The sequence below is a fragment of the Olivibacter sp. XZL3 genome (genome assembly GCF_004368405.1).
Lineage (GTDB): Bacteria > Bacteroidota > Bacteroidia > Sphingobacteriales > Sphingobacteriaceae > Olivibacter.
This window is the reverse complement of the sequence record NZ_SBJH01000042.1, coordinates 1-19,362: the sequence shown is the minus strand read 5'-3', so window position 1 is coordinate 19,362 and position 19,362 is coordinate 1. Positions and strand designations below refer to the sequence as shown.

Annotated in this window: 16 protein-coding genes; 14 read left to right on the top strand and 2 right to left on the bottom strand. The window is 45.1% G+C overall.

What is annotated here, in order from left to right; all coding sequences use genetic code 11:
• The first annotated feature begins 101 nt into the window (after positions 1-101).
• The 10 genes from EPX21_RS09440 to EPX21_RS09395 all read left to right on the top strand — a co-directional run bounded on the left by EPX21_RS09440 (position 102) and on the right by EPX21_RS09395 (position 10,166).
• The gene (locus tag EPX21_RS09440) at positions 102-809 is read left to right on the top strand and encodes an SDR family oxidoreductase (RefSeq protein ID WP_134089427.1); all 708 of its coding nucleotides are present in this window, start codon (positions 102-104) and stop codon (positions 807-809) included.
• 84 nt (positions 810-893) lie between these two features.
• Positions 894-1,442 carry a PspC domain-containing protein gene (locus EPX21_RS09435; RefSeq protein ID WP_134089426.1) on the top strand — a complete coding sequence of 183 codons (549 nt, stop codon included), beginning with the start codon at positions 894-896 and terminating at the stop codon, positions 1,440-1,442.
• Between the two features lie 84 nt (positions 1,443-1,526).
• Positions 1,527-2,465, top strand: a complete 939-nt coding sequence (locus EPX21_RS09430; protein ID WP_134089425.1) for a LiaI-LiaF-like domain-containing protein — start codon at positions 1,527-1,529, stop codon at positions 2,463-2,465.
• A gap of 220 nt (positions 2,466-2,685) precedes the next feature.
• The gene (locus EPX21_RS09425) at positions 2,686-3,285 is read left to right on the top strand and encodes an RDD family protein (protein ID WP_134089424.1); all 600 of its coding nucleotides are present in this window, start codon (positions 2,686-2,688) and stop codon (positions 3,283-3,285) included.
• Positions 3,286-3,552: 267 nt separating this feature from the next.
• Positions 3,553-4,209: a TetR/AcrR family transcriptional regulator gene (locus EPX21_RS09420; protein ID WP_134089423.1), complete on the top strand. Its 657-nt coding sequence runs from the start codon at positions 3,553-3,555 to the stop codon at positions 4,207-4,209.
• Positions 4,202-5,548: a TolC family protein gene (locus tag EPX21_RS09415; RefSeq protein WP_134089422.1), complete on the top strand. Its 1,347-nt coding sequence runs from the start codon at positions 4,202-4,204 to the stop codon at positions 5,546-5,548. Before EPX21_RS09420 ends, EPX21_RS09415 begins: the two co-directional genes overlap by 8 nt.
• Before the next feature lie 34 nt (positions 5,549-5,582).
• Positions 5,583-6,695: an HlyD family secretion protein gene (locus EPX21_RS09410; protein WP_134089421.1), complete on the top strand. Its 1,113-nt coding sequence runs from the start codon at positions 5,583-5,585 to the stop codon at positions 6,693-6,695.
• Positions 6,696-6,818: 123 nt separating this feature from the next.
• A complete protein-coding gene (locus EPX21_RS09405; RefSeq protein ID WP_134089420.1) occupies positions 6,819-8,390 on the top strand; it encodes a DHA2 family efflux MFS transporter permease subunit in 1,572 nt (523 codons plus the stop codon).
• 193 nt (positions 8,391-8,583) lie between these two features.
• Positions 8,584-9,192, top strand: coding sequence for an FKBP-type peptidyl-prolyl cis-trans isomerase (locus EPX21_RS09400; RefSeq protein WP_134089419.1), 609 nt, complete (start codon positions 8,584-8,586; stop codon positions 9,190-9,192).
• A 35-nt stretch (positions 9,193-9,227) separates the two neighbouring features.
• Positions 9,228-10,166: an FKBP-type peptidyl-prolyl cis-trans isomerase gene (locus tag EPX21_RS09395; protein WP_134089418.1), complete on the top strand. Its 939-nt coding sequence runs from the start codon at positions 9,228-9,230 to the stop codon at positions 10,164-10,166.
• 16 nt (positions 10,167-10,182) lie between these two features.
• Here EPX21_RS09395 and EPX21_RS09390 read toward each other — a convergent pair whose 3' ends face one another.
• A complete protein-coding gene (locus EPX21_RS09390; RefSeq protein ID WP_134089417.1) occupies positions 10,183-11,103 on the bottom strand; it encodes a TIGR01777 family oxidoreductase in 921 nt (306 codons plus the stop codon).
• 16 nt (positions 11,104-11,119) lie between these two features.
• Entirely contained in the window at positions 11,120-11,986 is an 867-nt protein-coding gene (locus EPX21_RS09385) for a hypothetical protein (protein WP_134089416.1), read from the bottom strand.
• A 215-nt stretch (positions 11,987-12,201) separates the two neighbouring features.
• On the opposite strand from EPX21_RS09385, the gene EPX21_RS09380 reads away from it, so the two are divergent.
• The 4 genes from EPX21_RS09380 to EPX21_RS09365 all read left to right on the top strand — a co-directional run bounded on the left by EPX21_RS09380 (position 12,202) and on the right by EPX21_RS09365 (position 19,137).
• Complete coding sequence (locus EPX21_RS09380; protein ID WP_134089415.1) at positions 12,202-13,500, top strand: DASH family cryptochrome; 1,299 nt, start codon at positions 12,202-12,204, stop codon at positions 13,498-13,500.
• 143 nt (positions 13,501-13,643) lie between these two features.
• Positions 13,644-16,457 carry a 2-oxoglutarate dehydrogenase E1 component gene (locus tag EPX21_RS09375; RefSeq protein WP_134089414.1) on the top strand — a complete coding sequence of 938 codons (2,814 nt, stop codon included), beginning with the start codon at positions 13,644-13,646 and terminating at the stop codon, positions 16,455-16,457.
• A 13-nt stretch (positions 16,458-16,470) separates the two neighbouring features.
• Entirely contained in the window at positions 16,471-18,036 is a 1,566-nt protein-coding gene (odhB, locus tag EPX21_RS09370) for a 2-oxoglutarate dehydrogenase complex dihydrolipoyllysine-residue succinyltransferase (protein WP_134089413.1), read from the top strand.
• Between the two features lie 120 nt (positions 18,037-18,156).
• Positions 18,157-19,137 (top strand): hypothetical protein, encoded by a 981-nt coding sequence (locus EPX21_RS09365; protein ID WP_134089412.1) that lies wholly within the window; start codon positions 18,157-18,159, stop codon positions 19,135-19,137.
• Positions 19,138-19,362 lie beyond the last annotated feature (225 nt).

Below are 19,362 nucleotides of genomic sequence, written 5' to 3'. Positions count from 1 at the left end.
AATCGGCCGACCAAACAGAAATACAAACAGCAATTTAATATATTTGTTTGTTATGAGCGAATGGCTCATGGTGAATAATTCAAAAAAAGCAAAACTATAGCATGGAAAAATGTGCGCTCATAACCGGGGCAACCAAAGGGATTGGACGGAGCATCGCGCTGGCATTGGCAAAGGAAGGTTACCATCTCCTGTTAACGGCTCGAACGGAAAGCAATTTGATAGCACTGCAAGGCGAACTCCAGTCGCTATGCCCCGATCAGCAAATAATCTATCAGGTGACAGACTTTAAAGATCAGGAGCAGGTGAAAGAATTAGCACGGGCGGTGGATCGTGTTTTCCCTGAATTGGAGGTGCTGGTGAATAATGTAGGCCTTTTTATTCCCGGTAGTTTGTTCGATGAAGCGCCCGGTGCCCTGGCGGATCAATTTGCGGTCAATGTGTTAAGCATGCATTATCTTGCCGTTTATTTTGGTAAAAAGATGCGCCAAAAGGGAGGAGGACATCTTTTCAATGTGGGTTCTGTGGCAGGCAAATCACCTTTTTTAAAAGCCGCGTCCTACAGTGTAACAAAGTATGCTGTCCATGGTCTAACAGCTATATTGAGGCAAGAGCTTGGGAACTACGGGGTTAAAGTTACCGAAATCATCCCGGGTTCTACATACACTTCATCTTGGGAGGGCGTTGATATTCCGGAAGAGAAGTTTGTTGCAGCGACAGACATTGCGAATGCCGTAGTGGCCTGTTTAAAGATGAGTAAAGGCGCCAATGTGGACGAAATCCTTATTCGGCCGCTTGATTTGGAGATTTAGCTGAGCTGTCGAACGGTGAATAGGGGCCTTTAGCTGAAAGCACAAAGGCTACCGCATACAGCTTACAGCAAATAGCTTATTACAATGGAAAAGGAATTAAGGAGAAACGAACAAGAAGGCATGCTGGGTGGCGTTTGCGCAGGACTTGGGGAATACCTCGCGATCGATAAGGTCTGGATACGGGTTTTATTTATACTTAGTGTTTTTTTTAGTGCTGTGGGCATTGGCCTGGTAGGACCGATCGTTTATGTCGTCATGTGGATCGTGGTCCCTCGCAAAGCTTTCGACTTTCCTGATTTTCGGGAGCCCCATGGTCGGCCGCCCGGCGGGAAAAGCTACTACGTTGGTGGAGAGAACCTGTTTCGGGATGTGGGACGGAAACAGCGGCGCGAAAGAAGGGCCGTAGGCTTTGTGCTTTTGTTTGTTGGTTGTTTGTTCCTGCTCTTGCAATCCGATTTTATTACCTGGGATGAGTTTATAAAGTACTGGCCGTTGGTACTGGTGATTGGAGGCCTTTTTACCATTTTCACTTCGTTTAACGGGCGAGGCGAGGGCGAGCAAGGAGAGCAGATCAAAGATCGACCTTACGAGGATGAGGAGCGCAGAGGCAAGGGGCCTGAAGAACCTTTATAGCTAGGGAAATGGCGGTAGATGTTGTGCCGGCAGTTAAAATATGAGCCGACCTGGGCTGGTTAGATTGTTAATGATATAAAAGATATGGACAGAGAAAGATTAAATTGGGGCTTGGTGCTGCTGTTTATCGGCGTCATGTGGCTGTTGAGCAATACCGGGGTTATTTCTTTTTATTGGTCGAGTTTATGGCGCTTTTGGCCCGTATTTTTGATCATTTTAGGGGTTAATCTGTTGCTGCCCAAACACGGGATCGGGAACCTGATTTCCGTAATTGCCACTATCGCTATTTTGATTTTTATTGGTTTTCAAGTATCAAAACCAAGTACAGCCTGGGGTGAACGTGCACATTTTCGCGGACGCGCAGATGTGGATGAAACGGGGGATGACGGAGAAGTTAAGGAAGCAGATTTTTCGAGTCCCTATAACGCAGGCATCCGAAGGGCACGCTTGGAGATCAAAGGCGGTGCGGTAGAGTATAAAATGGAGGGAACGGCGACTGATCTATTTAAGGCCCATTCACGCGGTGTTTTTGCAGGCCACGCTCTTCAAACAACCACCAAAGATTCGGTGGCGGAACTATTCTTCAACATGAAAGATGTTAAGAAGAAAAATTGGAACATCGATGGCGATGAAAATAAAGTCGACATGTCGCTAAACACGAATCCGCTTTGGACGATTCGGGTTGATGTTGGCGCGGGAGCCGTTGATTTCGACTTAAGCCAATATAAGGTAGAACGTCTCACCTTAAAGGGAGGCGCGGCTTCCTTTGAAACGAAGCTTGGCATGCCGGTCGGCGAATCGGTGATTGAGGCTGAGTCGGGTGTAGCAAGTATAGAAATCGAGATCCCGAAAGAGGCAGCGGCCCGGATCGACGTGAAGTCGGGCTTATCCTCCAAGGAGTTTTCCGGATTCGTTAAACAGAACGACGGAACTTATATTACTGATGGGTTCGAGCAGGCCCGACATAAATATTTAATTGATTTAAAAGGCGGACTTAGCTCGTTTTCTGTGAAGAGGTATTAGTTCGTTGTTAGTTATCAGTTGCCGGTTGCCAGTTGTGGGTATGCATTGCCTAATGCTTACAGTTAACGAAGCTGTTAACCGTCCCTACGGTAGGCAAACTTTTAATTTGACAGGGAAGGAGTTAGTAGGGATTGATAGGCGTTAACAAATAGTAGCAGTAGCGGTTGCAGTAGCACCGGCGGGGTTTTGACTTTTGAATTTTTACTTTTGAATTTTTACTTTGTATTATATTATAAAGGACGGCAAACCATTCGGCCCGCTTAGTTTAGCGCAGCTCGAAGAAATGGAACTGAGGGGGACAGACTTCATCAAAGAGGTGGGCTGGGACGATTATAAGGAACTCCGGGAAATCCCCGATCTGAGTGCGAAATTGGGTGTTCAGTATGAGCGAGCACTACCTCAATACTATGCTACCCTGGATGTTCGATTGCTCGCTGCGGGTATTGACTACTTTTTTGCCTTTTTAATTTACTGTTGCTTTGCACTGGCCATCGTGATGAAAGCGGAGCATCCGCAGGAGCAGTGGACACTTCTTTTGTTCGGATTAGCCATTGTGCCCTTATGTAAATTTATCCTCTGTGTTGTTGGTGAAGGTTCTGCTAAAAATGCTTCTCCGGGCAAGCTGCTATTACAGATCAAAGTGACCGATACCCGGGGTAATCCCATTGGCTTCGGACGGGCGCTATGGAGAAACATAGCCAAATTAACCGGTTTGCTGACCTTAGGTGTTAGCTATTTGATCGGGTTTATGGACCGGAAACAGCAGTGCTTCCACGATAAATTGGCTGGCACCATTGTTATTAAGGGGCGGTTGATATAAGAAAGGGAGTTGTCAGTTGCCAGTTGCCAGTTGCGAGTTGCCAGGCGCCGGTTACTTGTTTTACGTTATAGGCTGTAAGCTCCGTTCGATCAAGCAGAAGCGTTCCGAAGAACAATATAACTCCTTTTACATTAAGCGGACAATCTTTAAGATGCTGTGTATTAATGCATTAAATTTATTTTATTCAAACCTTCGAAGATAAAAAAAATTAAACACTTGTTTGAATTAAACGTTTGTTTAACTTTGCGCCGTTAATTCGTCAACGGAATGATTGAGTATAGTGAAAAGCAGCTTTTGATCATGGATACAGCCTTGCATCTATTTTCGGAAAAAGGCTATGATAAAACTTCTATCCGGGATATCGCACAAGCAGCGGAGGTGAATGTCGCGATGGTGTCCTATTACTTCGGATCAAAAGAGAAATTGCTGGAAGCCCTTTTTAAAAAGCATTTTACATTTATTACGGGTAAATTAGAAAGTATTCTCTATGAAAAGGGCAGTACAGCCTTTGAAAAAGTAGAACAGATAATTGATGTATTTATCGACACGCTCTACAGTAGACAACGTTTTAATCGGCTGATGACTAGAGAAGCCAGTATCTTGCAAGAAGGCCCTTTATTCGATATGGTGTTTGAAATGAAGAACAAAAACGGGAAGTTGGTAGAAAAGGCGGTGAAAGCCGGACAGCGATTGGGCGCTTTTCGAAAGGACGTTAATGTTTTCTTTCTTTCTTCTGTGCTCATTGGAAGTGTGAACCAAACGCTTACTAATTGTCGATATGATGCCCAAAACGCTAAACTCGACCGTCGGGAAGCGGAGCGTTTTCAGCAGGAGAAAATCAACATATTGAGAAGTCATCTCAAGCAAATGTTTATTGCTTACTTAACGCAACCGGAATTAAAAGATAAGAGCAAAAATGAATAATATAATAAATAAGGTGAATAAACTTTTAGTAGGGTGTTGCTTACTTGTTATAGGAAGCAATACGGTATTCGCACAGGAACAAAGAACGCTCACTTTACAACAGGCGATTGATCTGAGCTTGGAAAACAGTAAAGAGTTGAAGGTGAGCGACACGAAGGTAAAACAAGCCTTGGCGTCTTTACAAGAAGCAAAGGACAACCGCTTACCTGACATTGATGTTTCCGGGCAATACATGCGGGTCAATAAGCCCAATGTGGATTTTAAGTTATCCGGTTCGGATGAGTCGGGAGAAAGTTCAGGTGGGGGCGAAGCGCCGAATGTGAGCCAAGCGATGTTTGGAATGGCTACCGCAAGCTTACCGATTTTTGCCGGTGGGAGAATTACCAACGGAATCGCTTCTGCTAAATATTTGGGAAAGGCAGCTGAATTGGATGCCGAACGTAATAGGCAGGAGGTCATTCAAAACACGATTGCTGCCTATTATAATCTATACAAGGCGCAAGCAGCGGTCAAATTGGTGACCGAAAACTTAAACACGTCTAAGCAACGGGTGAAGGATTTTGCAAACATGGAAGCGAACGGTTTAGTTGCCAGAAACGATTTGCTAAAGGTGCAACTGCAGGAAAGCAACCTGGAATTGGCCTTGCTTAATGCCGAGAACAACGAAAAAATTACCAATTTTAATTTCGACTTAATGCTTGGTTTGGACGAAACGACAAAATTGATTTTGGATACCGGCAGCCTGGAAATTCGTCCGCAGGTTAAATCGCTAGCCGAATGGGAGAATCTGGCATTGGATAGCCGCGCTGATTTTAAGGCGCTTTCAAACCGCCAAGATGCCGCACATGCCAACGTGAATGTGGCGAAAGGTTCTTATTATCCGTCCCTGGCGATTTCGGCAGGCTATGTAGGGGTAAACGTGCCGAATGCGTTGACAATTACAAATGCCTTGAACGCAGGTGTAGGTTTGAGTTACAATTTGGCCTCTTTATACAAAGCCGGCGCGAAGGTGAAACAAGCAAAAGCGCAGGAAGAGCAGTTAGCGTGGACTCAAGAGCAACTGAAAGACGGTATCCGCATTGAGATACATAAAGCGTATCAGGATTATACGCAGAGCTTGAAAAAGATTCAGGTGTACGAAAAAGCCGTGGAGCAGGCCAATGAGAACTACCGCATTACCAAGAACAAATACGATAATAGTCTAGCGACCACGACCGACTTGCTTGACGCTGATGTAGCACGTTTACAGGCGGGAATCGATTATGAGTATGCGAAAGCCGATGCGGTAGTAGCCTATAATAAGTTATATGAAAGCGCGGGTGTAAGCGCCGCAGAATAAAAATAAGACATTAAAAAAGATAGTAGCAATAAATATGGAAAGCAATAATCAAACGGCAGCAAAAGAACCGGAAAAAAAATCTGGAAATAAAGGTTTTGCAATTGTTTTTGTTCTTTTAGTTCTTGTTGGAGGAACATATGGTGTCATTAAATATCTCCATAGCCAAAAGCATGAAGAAACAGATGATGCTCAGATTGTATCTACCATCAGTCCGGTTATCCCTCGTGTATCGGGTTATATTAAGGAAGTTCGCGTGAGCGATAACCAATTGGTGCATAAAGGGGATACTTTAGTCATTCTCGACGATCGGGATTATCAAATAGGCTTGGCACAGGCGGAGGCCGCCTTAGCGAGCGCAGAAAGCAATGCGCACGTAGCCGGTGCAGGCATTCAAGTAGCCCAGGCCAACATCAGTACCTCGCAAGTGAATGTGAATACCGTAGAGGCACAGATAGAATCGGCGAAGATCAATTTGTGGAGAGCGGAGAACGACTTTGAGCGCTACGAGAATTTGATTAAAGATCACAGCATCACCCAACAGCAATATGAGGAGGCACTGGCGGATAAGCAATTAGCGCAAAGGCAATTGGATATCCTGCAAACACAAAAGCAATCTGCAGCCAGACAAGCGGCAGCCGTGGGTACGCAGAAATCGGTGAGTGCCGGACAAGCCTCTGTTGCGGAAGCCACCATTAAACAAAGGGAGGCGGAAGTAGAAGCAGCTAAATTAAACGTTTCATACACTATTATTACAGCTGCAATTGACGGACAGATCGGTAAGGTGAACTTACAGCCAGGGCAATTCCTGTCGGCCGGACAATCGCTATTCAACATTGTGCCGACTACCGAAAAATGGGTGATTGCAAACTTTAAAGAAACGCAGCTTACCAAGATGAAAGCCGGACAGCAAGTCACTATTAAGGTGGATGCTTATCCCGACTCTACATTAGAAGGGGTGGTAGCTTCCTTTTCACCGGCCACAGGTGCTGCGCAATCCTTATTGCCACCGGATAACGCTTCAGGCAACTTCGTAAAGGTGGTTCAACGTGTACCGGTACGGATCGACTTTAATGAAGGGCAAAGTCCGGAGTTAATCAAAAATATCCGCACCGGAATGAACGTGTTGGTGGATGTGCATCTTAATTAGCTCTTGGAAATCAGCTTTCAGCCGTCCGATTTATTCATTGAAGCTATTGAATAGATGATGAGCATATTTTATAGCCCATTAAAAGCTGATTGCTAACGGCTGGCAGCTGAAATCTTAAAACATATGGAACAAAATTCTTTAGTCGAATACGGTTGGCGTCGGGCGATTATTACGATAACAGCCATTTTATGCGCGCTTCTGGAGATTGTTGATACAACGATTATCAACGTTGCCTTAAATGAAATGCGCGGGAATATGGGCGCTACGTTGAGCGAGATTGGTTGGGTGATTACGGCTTACGCAATTGGTAACGTAATTGTCGTACCTTTAACAAGCTTTCTTTCGCAGCAATTTGGCCGGCGTAACTATTTCGCAGCTTCGGTTATTCTTTTTACAGTATGTTCGTTTCTCTGTGGTAACGCTACCACGATGTGGGAATTGATCTTGTTTCGATTTCTTCAGGGTGTAGGTGGGGGTGCCTTATTGGTGACCTCTCAAACCATCATCACGGAGGTCTATCCGGTAGAGAAAAGAAGTATGGCGCAGGCCTTATATGGATTGGGCGTTATTGTCGGCCCTACATTGGGACCGCCGCTCGGGGGTTACATCGTCGAAAATTATAGTTGGCCCTATATCTTTTATATCAATATTCCGATCGGCGTGATTGCCACCATGCTGACGCTTAAGTTTGTAAAAAGTCCGAAATACGGAGAGAAGAAATCGGCAAGCGAAATTGATTGGTGGGGAATTGTGTTTTTAGCGGGGGCTGTCGGTTCACTTCAGTTTGTGTTGGAACGCGGACAAGAAGAAGATTGGTTTAATAACAGCATGATCCTCGCCTTTTCGATCGTATGTGTGGCTTCCATTTACCTCTTTATCTGGCGTGAATTAACTGCAAAGAATCCGATTGTCGAATTAAGGGTGTTGAAAGATGGTAACCTGCGTGTTGGCACCATCTTGTCCTTCATTATGGGATTTGGGTTATATGGTTCGACTTTTATTATTCCTTTGTATACCCAAAACAACTTGGGGTGGACGGCCTATCAGGCAGGTTTATTGATGGTGCCATCGTCGTTAATGACCGCTTTCATGATGCCTATCATCGGACAGGTATTGCAGCGGGGCGTCAAACAAAAGTACTTGGCTGCTTTGGGAATGTTCCTCTTCTTTCTGTTCTGTTTCTGGGGAGTTCATATTTTAACACCGGATACCGGTGAAGGGAATTTCTTCTGGATGCTCATGCTGCGTGGTCTGGCCATGAGTATGTTGTTTATCCCGGTAACTACTTTGTCGCTTTCGACTTTAAAAGGTCCGCAAATCGGACAGGGTGCGGCCTTTACAGGAATGATGCGGCAACTGGGTGGCTCCTTCGGTATCGCTTTGATTACCACCTTTATGACCAGGCAAAATGCGGCACACCGCAATAATTTAATCGAACATATCAATCCGAACAATCCGATTTTCCAACAAAGGTACCAAGGGATGGTGTCTAATTTTATGCAGCACGGTATGGCGCCTAATCAGGCGAAGGCCGCTGCCTTGAAAGCAATGGATGGATCGTTAATGGGACAAGCGTCCGTGCTTTCGTATATGGATGTATTCCTGTATATCGGTATTATGTTTTTGATCTGTGTTCCCTTTATCCTGATGCTGAAAAATGCAAAGGCCAAAGTAGATATGTCGAATGTGCACTAAGAAGTAGAAATTCAAAAGTAAAAAGTCAAAAGTAAAAATTCAAAAGTCAAAACCCCGAAGGGCGTATTGCTTATGGCCTACCGCCTAAAGCTTGCCGCTTATGGCTTACTGCTAGCATGTGTGTTAAAAAATGTTAATGCATACATTTAACCAATTAATTCAATAACTTTGCAAAAAGCATTGTACTGGATTTATGGGCAGAGTTTACACCCTCTTTTTCTTTATTGCGATAGGGCTTATGGCAGCATCATGCGATAAGGAGGAGGTGTATGTGTATGATCAACAGCTTGTGCTGGAACGGGAGGCTCCTTTAATTGCTTCCTATATTACGGCGCATCATTTGTCTGATTCTGCTAAACTCCATCAGGAAACCGGTATTTGGTATATTTTGACTGATTCGGGCGCTACATCGGTCGATTACCTAACGACAGATTCAGCAACGAACAGCGAACAGTTAAAAAATAAATCGATTCGGGTTAAGTATACAGCTCGTATGTTGGATAGCACCGTCTTTGAGGACAACACCATGTTGGATTCGATTCCCTATCAGCCACTATTGAGCTCGGATACCGATACAGGCAGAATTTTGGCTTGGAAAATAGCGTTTTACCCGAAGGTGGTTGGCGGTTTACTGGAAAGTGGTTTGCGCATAGGCGCGAAGATCCGGATTATTACCCCCTCTGTTTATGGCTATCAAGACCGACCCTATGGAGTGGTGAAGGAAAACTCACCGCTCGACTACGAACTGGAGGTTTTGGATATCACCGATATAGAAAGCCCCACAACAACGCAAAAGAACTGATTTTCATATTTATTAGATAAAGAGATAAAGCATAAATGAATCTTTCCATTAGAAAAATATCCTTATTGAGTTTATTTGGCGTGGCCCTTTTCGCGGCATGCAAAAAGCAGGAATACCAAAATATTGAAGAGCTCGATACCGCTAATATTGAGGCTTACATTCGGGCCAATAACCTGCAAGTAGAGCCGCTTGGCAATACCGGTATGTATTATCAGATTCTGGAAGAGGGTACTGGAAACGATATCAGCTATACGGGGCAATATCCGCTTGTTTACACCGTGAAGTCTTTAGACGGCGTTTATAGCGTCGCGGATACTTTTGCGGCAACCAATCGGTATTTTGATTATTTGGGATACTTTTTGGGCGCTTCCCCACAAGGATCAAGCATTGCTAGCAATCCGAATTATCAGGGACAACTTGAAAAAGAGGAAGGGCTGAAAATGGCGATTCGGACGGCACTAAAGAAAACGGATGGTCAGATTCGGGTATTGATTCCTTCGCGCCTTTTGAGTTATGGCCGCAATGGGGTGCCTGAGCAAGGTATTCCTTCCAATGCGTCGATGGAATATGTCATCCGCGTCATTGATAGTGCCAGTATACCTGCGTATGAAGACTTATCCATCCAGAAGCGGATAGAGGCTTTGGGACTGTCGAGTAATGAATACGAGAAAACCGAGAGCGGTATATATTATCACATAAATGAAATGGGTGAAGGGGATCCTATTTTATCTTTAGACTCTACATTGACCCTTAGTTATACAGCGAAGTTATTAAACGGAGCACAGATCGATCAATCTGATTCAGTAAATTATGCACTGCGGAATTTAGTAAGATCCTGGCAGGAAATCGTACCGAAAATCAGGAAAGGTGGACAGGTACACTTTTTCAGCCCGTCCAGCGAGGCCTACGGTTTAGGAGGTGGTGCTGTTCCGTTTAGCTCACTGGAATTTGATGTTGCCGTTAAAGACAATTAAGCCTTTAAGACAAGCGTTAGGTTTGATCTTCCTTGCTGAAAATATTTTTTAAAGCCGCCTCCAGCGTTGGGTATTGAAAGCGGAATCCGGTATTGATAATTTTTTCAGGCGACACGCGCGTGCTGTCCAACAATAAGTCGCTCATCTTTCCTAAGATCGATCTTAATACAAAAGCGGGTACCGGCGGCAACCAAAGTGGTTTTCCCAATATTTTAGCGATCTGCCGGTTGAGCTGTTTATTGGTGACGGGTTCCGGTGCAACCATATTGTATACACCTTGCAGGGCCGGGTGTTCTAATGCGTAGATGTACATAGCCACAGCATCGTCCAAATGGATCCACGAGAGGTATTGTTTGCCACTTCCCAAGGTTGCGCCCAGTCCCAATTTAATTGGAGCTGCCAATTTGGGAAGAATTCCCTGATCTTTGGCGAAAATAACACCGCTTCTTAAAGAAAGGGTGCGCAATCCGAGCGAACGTCCCTTGGCCACCGCCATCTCCCAGGCAAAACAGGTCTGTCCTAAAAAATCGTCCGCCGGAACACGGTCTTCATTCAATAATTCGTCACGTTTACTTCCGTAATAACCTGTGCCGGAGGCCGACACGACCTGCTTCACCTGGTGGTCTACTGTTGCCAATAATTTATAGATGAGGCCTATACTGTCGGTTCTGCTTTTGAGTATATGCGTTCGTACCCGCTTACTCCAGGGTTTCTTGCCGATATTTTCGCCGGCAAGGTGAACGACGGCATCTACGTCCTCTACGCAGACTTTATCGATGATGCCCTTTTCGACATCCCAGGTAAAGTACTTTACTTGTTGCGTATCGGGGTGCGGTTTTCGCACAAGGGCGTGGACGATATATCCTTTTTTTGTAAGTGCTGCGGTTAAGTGCCTGCCAACCATGCCCGATGCGCCGGTGATTAATATTTTCTTCATGTGTTCGCAATTAACGTTAAGCAAGCGCGGCTTTGAGCGCCTGTTCAAATGTTAGGCATTCATGAGGGAACAAATCATGGATGTGATTGTTTTCGCACAAGAGGTCCTGTGTAATGTTCTCTCCGAAAGCCCGGGCAGTAGAGACACTTACTCCGGTGGTGAGACTGATGAAAAAAGCCGAAAGTCTGTTGTTCAAACTTGGTAAGGAAATGATCGGTTTATTGACGTGGATCTGTTTCATGTACGCATTCAGCATCTCTTTATAGCTGAGAATATCCGGTCCACCAATGTCGAAACTCTGATTGAAAGCCGCCGGATTGAGCACAATGAAGCTTAAATAAGTCAGTAAATCCTGCAAAGCAATGGGTTGTGCCCGCATTTTGACCAAGCGTTGATTGGCAAAGATGACGAGTCTTGAGGAGATCCTTTTCATCATTTCCATCAAAATGGAATCTTTTCCAATGATGTTACTGATCCTCACAATGGTATAAGAGATATAGCTGTCTATCAGAATCTGCTGGACTTCCTTGATGAAAGGCGTACGTAAACGCGTGATGTAAATAAGTTGCTGACTGTTGCTCCTCCGCGCTTGTTTAATGAAATTGATCAGGGATAAGAGCTCCAGATTTTTATATTGCTCATTCCATTCGGCAGAGTCCTGACTGAGGTAAATCGCTACATCGACTTGCTCCGTAATAGCGGGCGTATAACGTTCGCGTACGAGGTCTCCACGTATTACGGATATGTTAGGATGTTCTGCTGTTGTTTCTAAAAAATGTTGTTCGTTCCGCACTAAGCAAGAAGTCATATACCCTTCGTCAGCTAGATGCCATGCCAATCTCTTTCCCAAATAATTGTTTAGTCCGGTAATTAATACGTTCATTTCGCTAGGCCTGTGTCACGTTTATACTACAATTATATCGTTCTTTCTGTTTAGTTTAAAATAAAATAAGTATTTTATGAGAAAGGGATTAAAAAAAGACAGGCGTTCGCGGCGGTTTGTTAACGGGGTGTAAAAGCTCATAAAGAAAACGGGCGTTCTTGCTTTATGCAATTTAAAACCAGTATATTTGAGATTAAAAGTTTCCTATATTTAAGATGAATAAAGATGCAATTCTTGTGTGGTTTAGAAATGATTTACGCGTTCGTGATAATGAGATATTATGGCAAGCGCTCGCTAAAGCAGACAGGGTAGTGCCGGTTTATATTTTCGATCCCCGCCACTATAAGGTACTCGAAAACGGCATGCATAAAACGGGCCTAATCCGTGCTCGGTTTATCTTAGAAAGTGTACAGGACTTGCGGCGCTCTTTCCGGGCGTTGGGTGCCGATTTGCTGGTGCTTACCGGGTATCCGGAGGAGATATTACCGGTTTTAGCAGAGCGCTATCAGGTTAAAGAAGTATATCATCACCGCGAAGTAGCAAAGGAAGAAACGCATTTATCTACCTTGGTAGAGGAAGCGCTTTGGAAAAAGCGTTTAAATCTTCGCCATTTTATCGGGCATACACTCTATCACAAAGAAGATCTGCCTTTTCCCATTAAGGATATTCCGGATGCTTTCGCGACCTTCCGTAAAAAAATAGAGCGTGAGACAGCCATCCGTCCTTCGGTGCAGACACCCGCGAAGGTGGAGGTGCCGGTCGACTTAGAAGACAGTGAAATTCCTACCTTGGAAGCACTCGGTTTTTCAGCGGATCTCGTAAACGTGGCGGCATCGCCGTTTAAGGGTGGAGAAACCGAAGGGTTGAAGCATCTGGAGGCGCTGCTTGCAGGAAACGATCGGCAGATGGCTGAGCCGCTTGGTTCAGAAGATGGCAGCGCACTGTCGCCTTGGATCGCCTTAGGGTGTCTGTCTGTGCACACGGTTTACCATGCGGTAAAACAACATGAAGATAAAGGTCTGCCGAAGAAGAAAGCCGCAGCGATCATTACAGGCTTGTTGTGGCGGGATTATTTCCGTTTTATGTTTAAAAAACATGGCAATAAGTTCTTTTTGACGAAAGGTTTTTCCAAGGAAGCCCCAAGCTATGAGCTGGTGCAGGAGGCTTTGTTTGAGCAATGGAAAAGAGGAGATACCGGCGATCCTTTTGTTGATGCCGCCATGAACCAACTCAATACCATTGGATTTATACCACAGACTGCCCGAACGCTGGTTGCGCATTATCTGGTCAATGATCTGAATATCAGTCATATCTCCGGTGCTGCTTATTTTGAAGACAAATTGATAGATTATAATCCGGCCTCCAATTACGGAAATTGGGCCCATATTGCCGGCGTAGGTAGCAGTGTGAAAGATAACGGGGTGCGAGATATTAGAAAACTGCAGCATCTATTAAATGCCCAGGGCGAATACGTAAAGCGCTGGAGCGGAGCTCAATTCTCCTTAACAAGCTAAACATTTCCGGCGTTTGCCTTGTATATATATTGTGTAAAAAAAAATGACGTAAATTCTTGTGCAGACTGTGTAATTAAATTTGATTTAATGTGCATTCCGTCAGATATTTTATAACTTTGTCTGCACATCGTATTATAAAGTAAATGGACAGACTTTCATATCTTAGTAACGCAGACTCAAGTTACGTAGAATCAATCTACAAAGCGTATAAGGAAGACCCCGACTCGGTCGATTTTGGATGGCAGAAATTTTTTGAAGGATTCGAATTTGGTGAGCAGGCAGGAGGCGGAGGGCAGCCGGTAGAAGGCGGCGACGTTTCAGAGCACTCACTTAAGGAAATCAGGGTGTTGAATATGATCCATGGTTATAGAGACCGTGGACATTTGTTTACAAAAACAAATCCCGTTCGCGAGCGCAGACCTTACTATCCGGGAAAGGAATTGGAAACCTTTGGCCTATCGGAAGCGGATATGGACACGGTCTTCAATGCCGGGGTAGAAGTTGGCTTAGGACCGGCCAAATTACGGGACATCCGCCAGCTCATTGAAGAGACTTATTGCCAGTCGATCGGTGCTGAATTTACCTATATCCGGCATCCCGAAAAGGTGAAATGGCTGACAGAGTACATGGAAAGTACCCGCAACCAGCCTAATTTCCCGATTGAAAAGAAAAAGCGGATTCTTCAAAAGCTAAACGAGGCCGTTGTTTTTGAGAACTTCTTGGGGACTAAATTTTTGGGACAAAAGCGCTTTTCTTTAGAGGGTGCAGAATCGGTAATTCCAGCCTTGGATTCGATTATCGAAAAAGGAGCCGATTTAGGTGTCCAGGAATTTGTGATCGGTATGGCTCACCGGGGTCGACTCAACGTGCTTGCCAACATCATGGGAAAGACGTATAAGGATATTTTTTCTGAGTTTGAGGGAAAGACCTATGCCGCACAAGGCGAAGAGCCTGATTTCGGTGGGGATGTGAAATACCATTTAGGATTCTCTACGGATGTGAAAACCAACAATGGCAAAGATGTCCATTTGAGTTTGTGTCCGAACCCTTCGCATTTGGAGACTGTCAATCCAGTGGTAGAGGGTTTAGTGCGTTCTAAAATCGATATGAAATACGATGGCGATAAATTAAAAATCGCTCCCATTTTAATACACGGTGACGCCGCCATCGCCGGCCAGGGTATTGTATACGAGGTGGCGCAAATGTCCAAATTGGACGGATATTCTACCGGTGGAACCATCCACTTGGTTATTAACAACCAAATAGGTTTTACCACCAACTTTAAAGATGCCCGTTCTTCAACCTATTGTACCGATCTGGCCAAAGTGACCCTTTCGCCCGTTTTTCATGTGAACGGTGATGATGTAGAAGCCTTGGTTTTTGCCATTAATATGGCTGTAGAATACCGCCAGCGCTACCATACCGATGTGTATATTGATGTGTTATGCTACCGTCGTTATGGCCACAATGAAGCAGATGAGCCTAAGTTTACACAACCGAAATTATATAAAGCCATTGCCTCCCATCCTAATCCCCGCGAAATTTACAACAAAAAGCTGATGGACCAAGGCAGCGTGGATGCGAATTTGGCGAAGGAAATGGAAAAGGATTTTAAGGCCTTATTGCAACAACGTTTGGATGAATCAAAGGAAGCAGAGAATCTAAGTGAATCTAATCCGATGTTCTCCGGCGCTTGGAAGGGCCTAAGACCGGCTAAATACGAAGATATCTTTAAACCAGCCAATACGGCGGTTGATAAAAATAAATTTGTTGAGATTGCAAAACTGATCACGCAGCTTCCTAAGGATAAAAAATTCTTCAGTAAAACGGCCAGGTTATTCGAAGCCCGCTACAATATGATTGAAGCGGATTCTTATGATTGGGCAATGGGTGAGCTGATGGCTTACGGAACCTTACTGGAAGAAGGACTACGCGTCCGTTTGTCGGGTCAGGATGTTGAACGCGGAACTTTCTCGCATCGTCATGCCGTTATTACCTTGGAAGACTCTGAGGAAGAATATATCCCGCTTAAAGCGATCAAAGATGGCGCGGTGAAATTTGATATTTATAACTCCCTGCTATCAGAATATGGGGTGCTTGGTTTCGAATATGGCTATGCATTGGCCAACCCGCAGTGTCTTACCATTTGGGAAGCGCAATTTGGCGACTTCTTCAACGGGGCACAGATCATCGTCGATCAATATCTAACGAGTGCCGAAACCAAATGGAAGCGTTCCAACGGCTTAGTTATGCTGTTGCCTCATGGGTATGAAGGGCAGGGGCCGGAACACTCTTCGGCCCGTATTGAGCGTTTCTTGGAAGCTTGCGCCGAGAATAATATCCAAGTGGTAAACTGTACGACGCCAGCCAATTTCTTCCATTTGTTGAGACGCCAGTTGCATCGGGAATTCAGAAAGCCTTTAGTGGTGTTTACACCGAAGAGCTTGCTGCGGCATCCGAAAGTGGTAAGTAAGTTGAAGGACTTTACCGAGGGGCAGTTCCAAGAAGTTATTGATGATAGCTATGCAAAGACATCGGATGTGAAACGCGTATTATTCTGTACCGGAAAAGTATATTTCGATTTGTTACAGAAGCAGCAAGATGATAAACGTAAGGACGTAGCTATTGTGCGCGTTGAGCAGTTGTACCCTACACCTACAGAAAAGATAAGGGCTATCCGTCAGAAATATAAGAATGCAGACAAGTTTTATTGGGTACAGGAAGAGCCCGAGAATATGGGTGCTTGGCCGCATATCTGCCGCAAATACAGGAAAACCAGCGTAGAGCTCGATGTGATCTCCCGCAAGGAGAGCAGCAGTACAGCAACGGGATATTCAAAACAGCATAATGCGCAGCAACTGTCGCTCATCAGTCGCGCCTTTGCTGATGATAGCGCAGGAACTGAAGCTAAAAAACAAGTAAAAAAGACAACAAAAGAAGCAGCAAAAGTAGACTAACATAAAAAAGATTATGGCAATAGAAATAAAAGTTCCAGCCGTAGGCGAGTCGATAACGGAAGTTACCTTATCTCAATGGCTGAAAAAAGATGGCGATCATGTAGAAATGGATGAGAATTTGGCTGAATTAGAGTCCGATAAAGCCACCTTTGAATTGCCAGCCGAAAAGGCTGGGATACTCCGTATTATTGCTAAAGAAGGAGATACCCTGGAGATCGGTGCGGTGGTTTGTACCATAGAAGAGGCCGACGGTGAAGGAGAAGCTTCAACGGAGAAACCTGCGGAAGAACCCGCGGAAGAGGCTACTTCGGAAGCAGAGCCTGCCGCTAAAGAGCGCGCCACTACCGGAACACCGGTGGAAATCAAGGTGCCAACGGTTGGGGAGTCTATTACTGAAGTTACCTTGTCCCAATGGTTGAAGAAAGATGGCGACTATGTAGAAATGGATGAGGATTTGGCTGAGTTGGAGTCGGACAAAGCTACATTCGAACTTCCGGCTGAAGTAGCCGGTACATTGCAGATCATAGCACAAGAGGGAGATACGCTTGCCATAGGCGATGTTGTTTGTAAAATCGTCCCCTCTGGTAAACAGTCGTCCGCTTCGTCTAGTGCCCCAAGTCCTGTTGCTGCCAAAGAAGACGAAGAAGAAAAAGAACAAAACTATGCTGCGGGAACACCTTCTCCAGCTGCTGCTAAGATTCTGAAGGAAAAGGGCATTGATCCGGGTACGATTAACGGTACAGGGAAAGATGGCCGCATTACAAAAGAAGATGCCTTAAAGGCCGAGAAGAAAGCCACCGAGCCGAAGCCGGCAGCTGCACCAAAGCCAAAAGCCGAAGCACCTGCCGCGGCCGCAGCGCCAAAAGCGGCTGCAGGAGCAAGGGAAGAGCGTCGGGAGAAGATGTCTTCATTACGTAAAACCATTGCCAAACGTTTGGTTTCTGTTAAGAATGAGACGGCCATGCTGACAACCTTTAACGAGGTAGACATGAAGCCAATTATGGATTTACGCGCCAAGTATAAAGACAAATTTAAAGATAAATACGGTGTTGGTTTAGGCTTTATGTCGTTCTTTACCAAAGCTGTTACCACCGCTTTAGCGGAGTGGCCCGCGGTCAATGCGCGCATAGAAGACAATGAGATTGTTTACAGCGATTTTGCAGACGTATCGATTGCCGTTTCCGCACCGAAAGGATTGGTCGTGCCTGTGATCCGTAATGCAGAGTCAATGACCTTGCATGAAATTGAAAAAGCAGTACGCGAATTGGCCCTGAAAGCGCGGGACAATAAATTAACCCTTGATGAGATGACAGGCGGTACCTTTACTATTACCAATGGAGGCGTGTTCGGCTCCATGATGTCGACGCCTATTATCAATGCGCCTCAGTCGGCTATTTTGGGTATGCACAATATTGTAGAACGCCCGGTGGCGGTTAATGGTGAGGTCGTAATCCGCCCGATGATGTATATCGCCTTATCTTACGACCATCGTATTGTTGATGGACGGGAGTCGGTAAGCTTCTTGGTTAGGGTGAAGGAATTATTGGAAGATCCAGCACGCTTACTATTGGGCATTTAGTAGAAAATTACCTTTTAAAAAAGCGGTTGAAGTGTATTCAGCCGCTTTTTTTCTGAAAGTGTTTGTCAGACAAGAGTCGATGTAATGCCCACATGGCAGACGAAGCATCGTTGATGAGAGATGAAAAAAATATTACTGTTTATCCTGTGTTGCGGCACGTTCTTGCTGTCGAAAGCGCAACAGGAATTTGAGTGGCAAGTGAAGGCTTTTGGTTTTGCTGATAACCGCGAATATCTAGCCGCCGATCTATATTCACAGTCGATTTTAGGGATGCGTTTTGCGCCGGAAGTGGGGCTCCGTATTGACAGCACCCATCGGCTTCGTTTCGGAGTGAACTTCTTGCAGGAATTCGGTGCAGAACCTTTTGGCGAAAAGGTAAATCCAATTGTTTATTATAACTATGAAAATAAGGGCCTATCCTTCTACTTAGGCGCTTTTCCCCGCTTCGAATTGCTTGGCGATTATCCGCGTGCCGTGTTGAACGACACTTTAATGTATTATCGGCCCAATATTGAAGGCCTCTTTTTCCGCTACCGAAAAGGTAAGTTCCATCAGCAGGTATGGGTCGATTGGACGAGCCGGCAAACCGCCGAGAAACGGGAGCAGTTTATGGTGGGCTTGTCGGGAAAGGCAACAAGCGGCCTGCTTTTCTTTTCGCATTACCTGAGTATGCTTCATACGGCCAACACCACTGAAGGTGACTTTCCGGTACGCGATAATATGGTTGCCCTCTTACAGGTAGGGGCCGATCTGAGCGACCGATGGGTGTTGGATTCACTGACAATTGCGGCCGGAGCCTTAGGCTCGCTGGATCGAATACGGGGGGAATATGATACCCGCACGCCTAAGGGCTTCATCGCAGACCTGCACGCAGCTTATAAGTCGTGGTTTGTACATAATACATTCTATAAAGGGCAGGCACATGATGTTCTTTTTGGAGATCGATTCTACACAAAAGATAGCTATGATCGACTTGATCTTGGTTGGCGACCGTTCCGAAAAGGAAATGTCGAAGGCTTCTTTATGTTCAGTTTGCACTTTACGCCAGGGGAAGTCAGCAATCAACAAATGATTCAACTGCGCTATAATATTGGTTATTAGTTGCAGGTTGTGGGTTGCCAGTTGCCAGTTGTTGGTTGCCGGTAGCTGCCCTGTCACTATTCCCTCATTCCCTATTAACAAAATTCCCTATTCAACAAATAGCGGATTATTCCAACAAACGCCTATTGCTTTGAGCTTACTTCCTATGTCATGTCCTAAAAAAAGTAGACACTTTTATTGTTGTTGATTAAGATGTTGGAATGTGGGAAACTCCAGAGGAGTTTT

Excerpts from the sequence above, each read along its gene's own strand:
- EPX21_RS09440 (WP_134089427.1), top strand. The coding sequence starts at position 102 with ATGGAAAAATGTGCGCTCATAACCGGGGCAACCAAAGGGATTGGACGG.
- EPX21_RS09435 (WP_134089426.1), top strand. The coding sequence starts at position 894 with ATGGAAAAGGAATTAAGGAGAAACGAACAAGAAGGCATGCTGGGTGGC.
- EPX21_RS09430 (WP_134089425.1), top strand. The coding sequence starts at position 1,527 with ATGGACAGAGAAAGATTAAATTGGGGCTTGGTGCTGCTGTTTATCGGC.
- EPX21_RS09420 (WP_134089423.1), top strand. The coding sequence starts at position 3,553 with ATGATTGAGTATAGTGAAAAGCAGCTTTTGATCATGGATACAGCCTTG.
- EPX21_RS09415 (WP_134089422.1), top strand. The coding sequence starts at position 4,202 with ATGAATAATATAATAAATAAGGTGAATAAACTTTTAGTAGGGTGTTGC.
- EPX21_RS09410 (WP_134089421.1), top strand. The coding sequence starts at position 5,583 with ATGGAAAGCAATAATCAAACGGCAGCAAAAGAACCGGAAAAAAAATCT.
- EPX21_RS09405 (WP_134089420.1), top strand. The coding sequence starts at position 6,819 with ATGGAACAAAATTCTTTAGTCGAATACGGTTGGCGTCGGGCGATTATT.
- EPX21_RS09400 (WP_134089419.1), top strand. The coding sequence starts at position 8,584 with ATGGGCAGAGTTTACACCCTCTTTTTCTTTATTGCGATAGGGCTTATG.
- EPX21_RS09395 (WP_134089418.1), top strand. The coding sequence starts at position 9,228 with ATGAATCTTTCCATTAGAAAAATATCCTTATTGAGTTTATTTGGCGTG.
- EPX21_RS09390 (WP_134089417.1), bottom strand. The coding sequence starts at position 11,103 with ATGAAGAAAATATTAATCACCGGCGCATCGGGCATGGTTGGCAGGCAC.
- EPX21_RS09385 (WP_134089416.1), bottom strand. The coding sequence starts at position 11,986 with ATGAACGTATTAATTACCGGACTAAACAATTATTTGGGAAAGAGATTG.
- EPX21_RS09380 (WP_134089415.1), top strand. The coding sequence starts at position 12,202 with ATGAATAAAGATGCAATTCTTGTGTGGTTTAGAAATGATTTACGCGTT.
- EPX21_RS09375 (WP_134089414.1), top strand. The coding sequence starts at position 13,644 with ATGGACAGACTTTCATATCTTAGTAACGCAGACTCAAGTTACGTAGAA.
- odhB (WP_134089413.1), top strand. The coding sequence starts at position 16,471 with ATGGCAATAGAAATAAAAGTTCCAGCCGTAGGCGAGTCGATAACGGAA.
- EPX21_RS09365 (WP_134089412.1), top strand. The coding sequence starts at position 18,157 with ATGAAAAAAATATTACTGTTTATCCTGTGTTGCGGCACGTTCTTGCTG.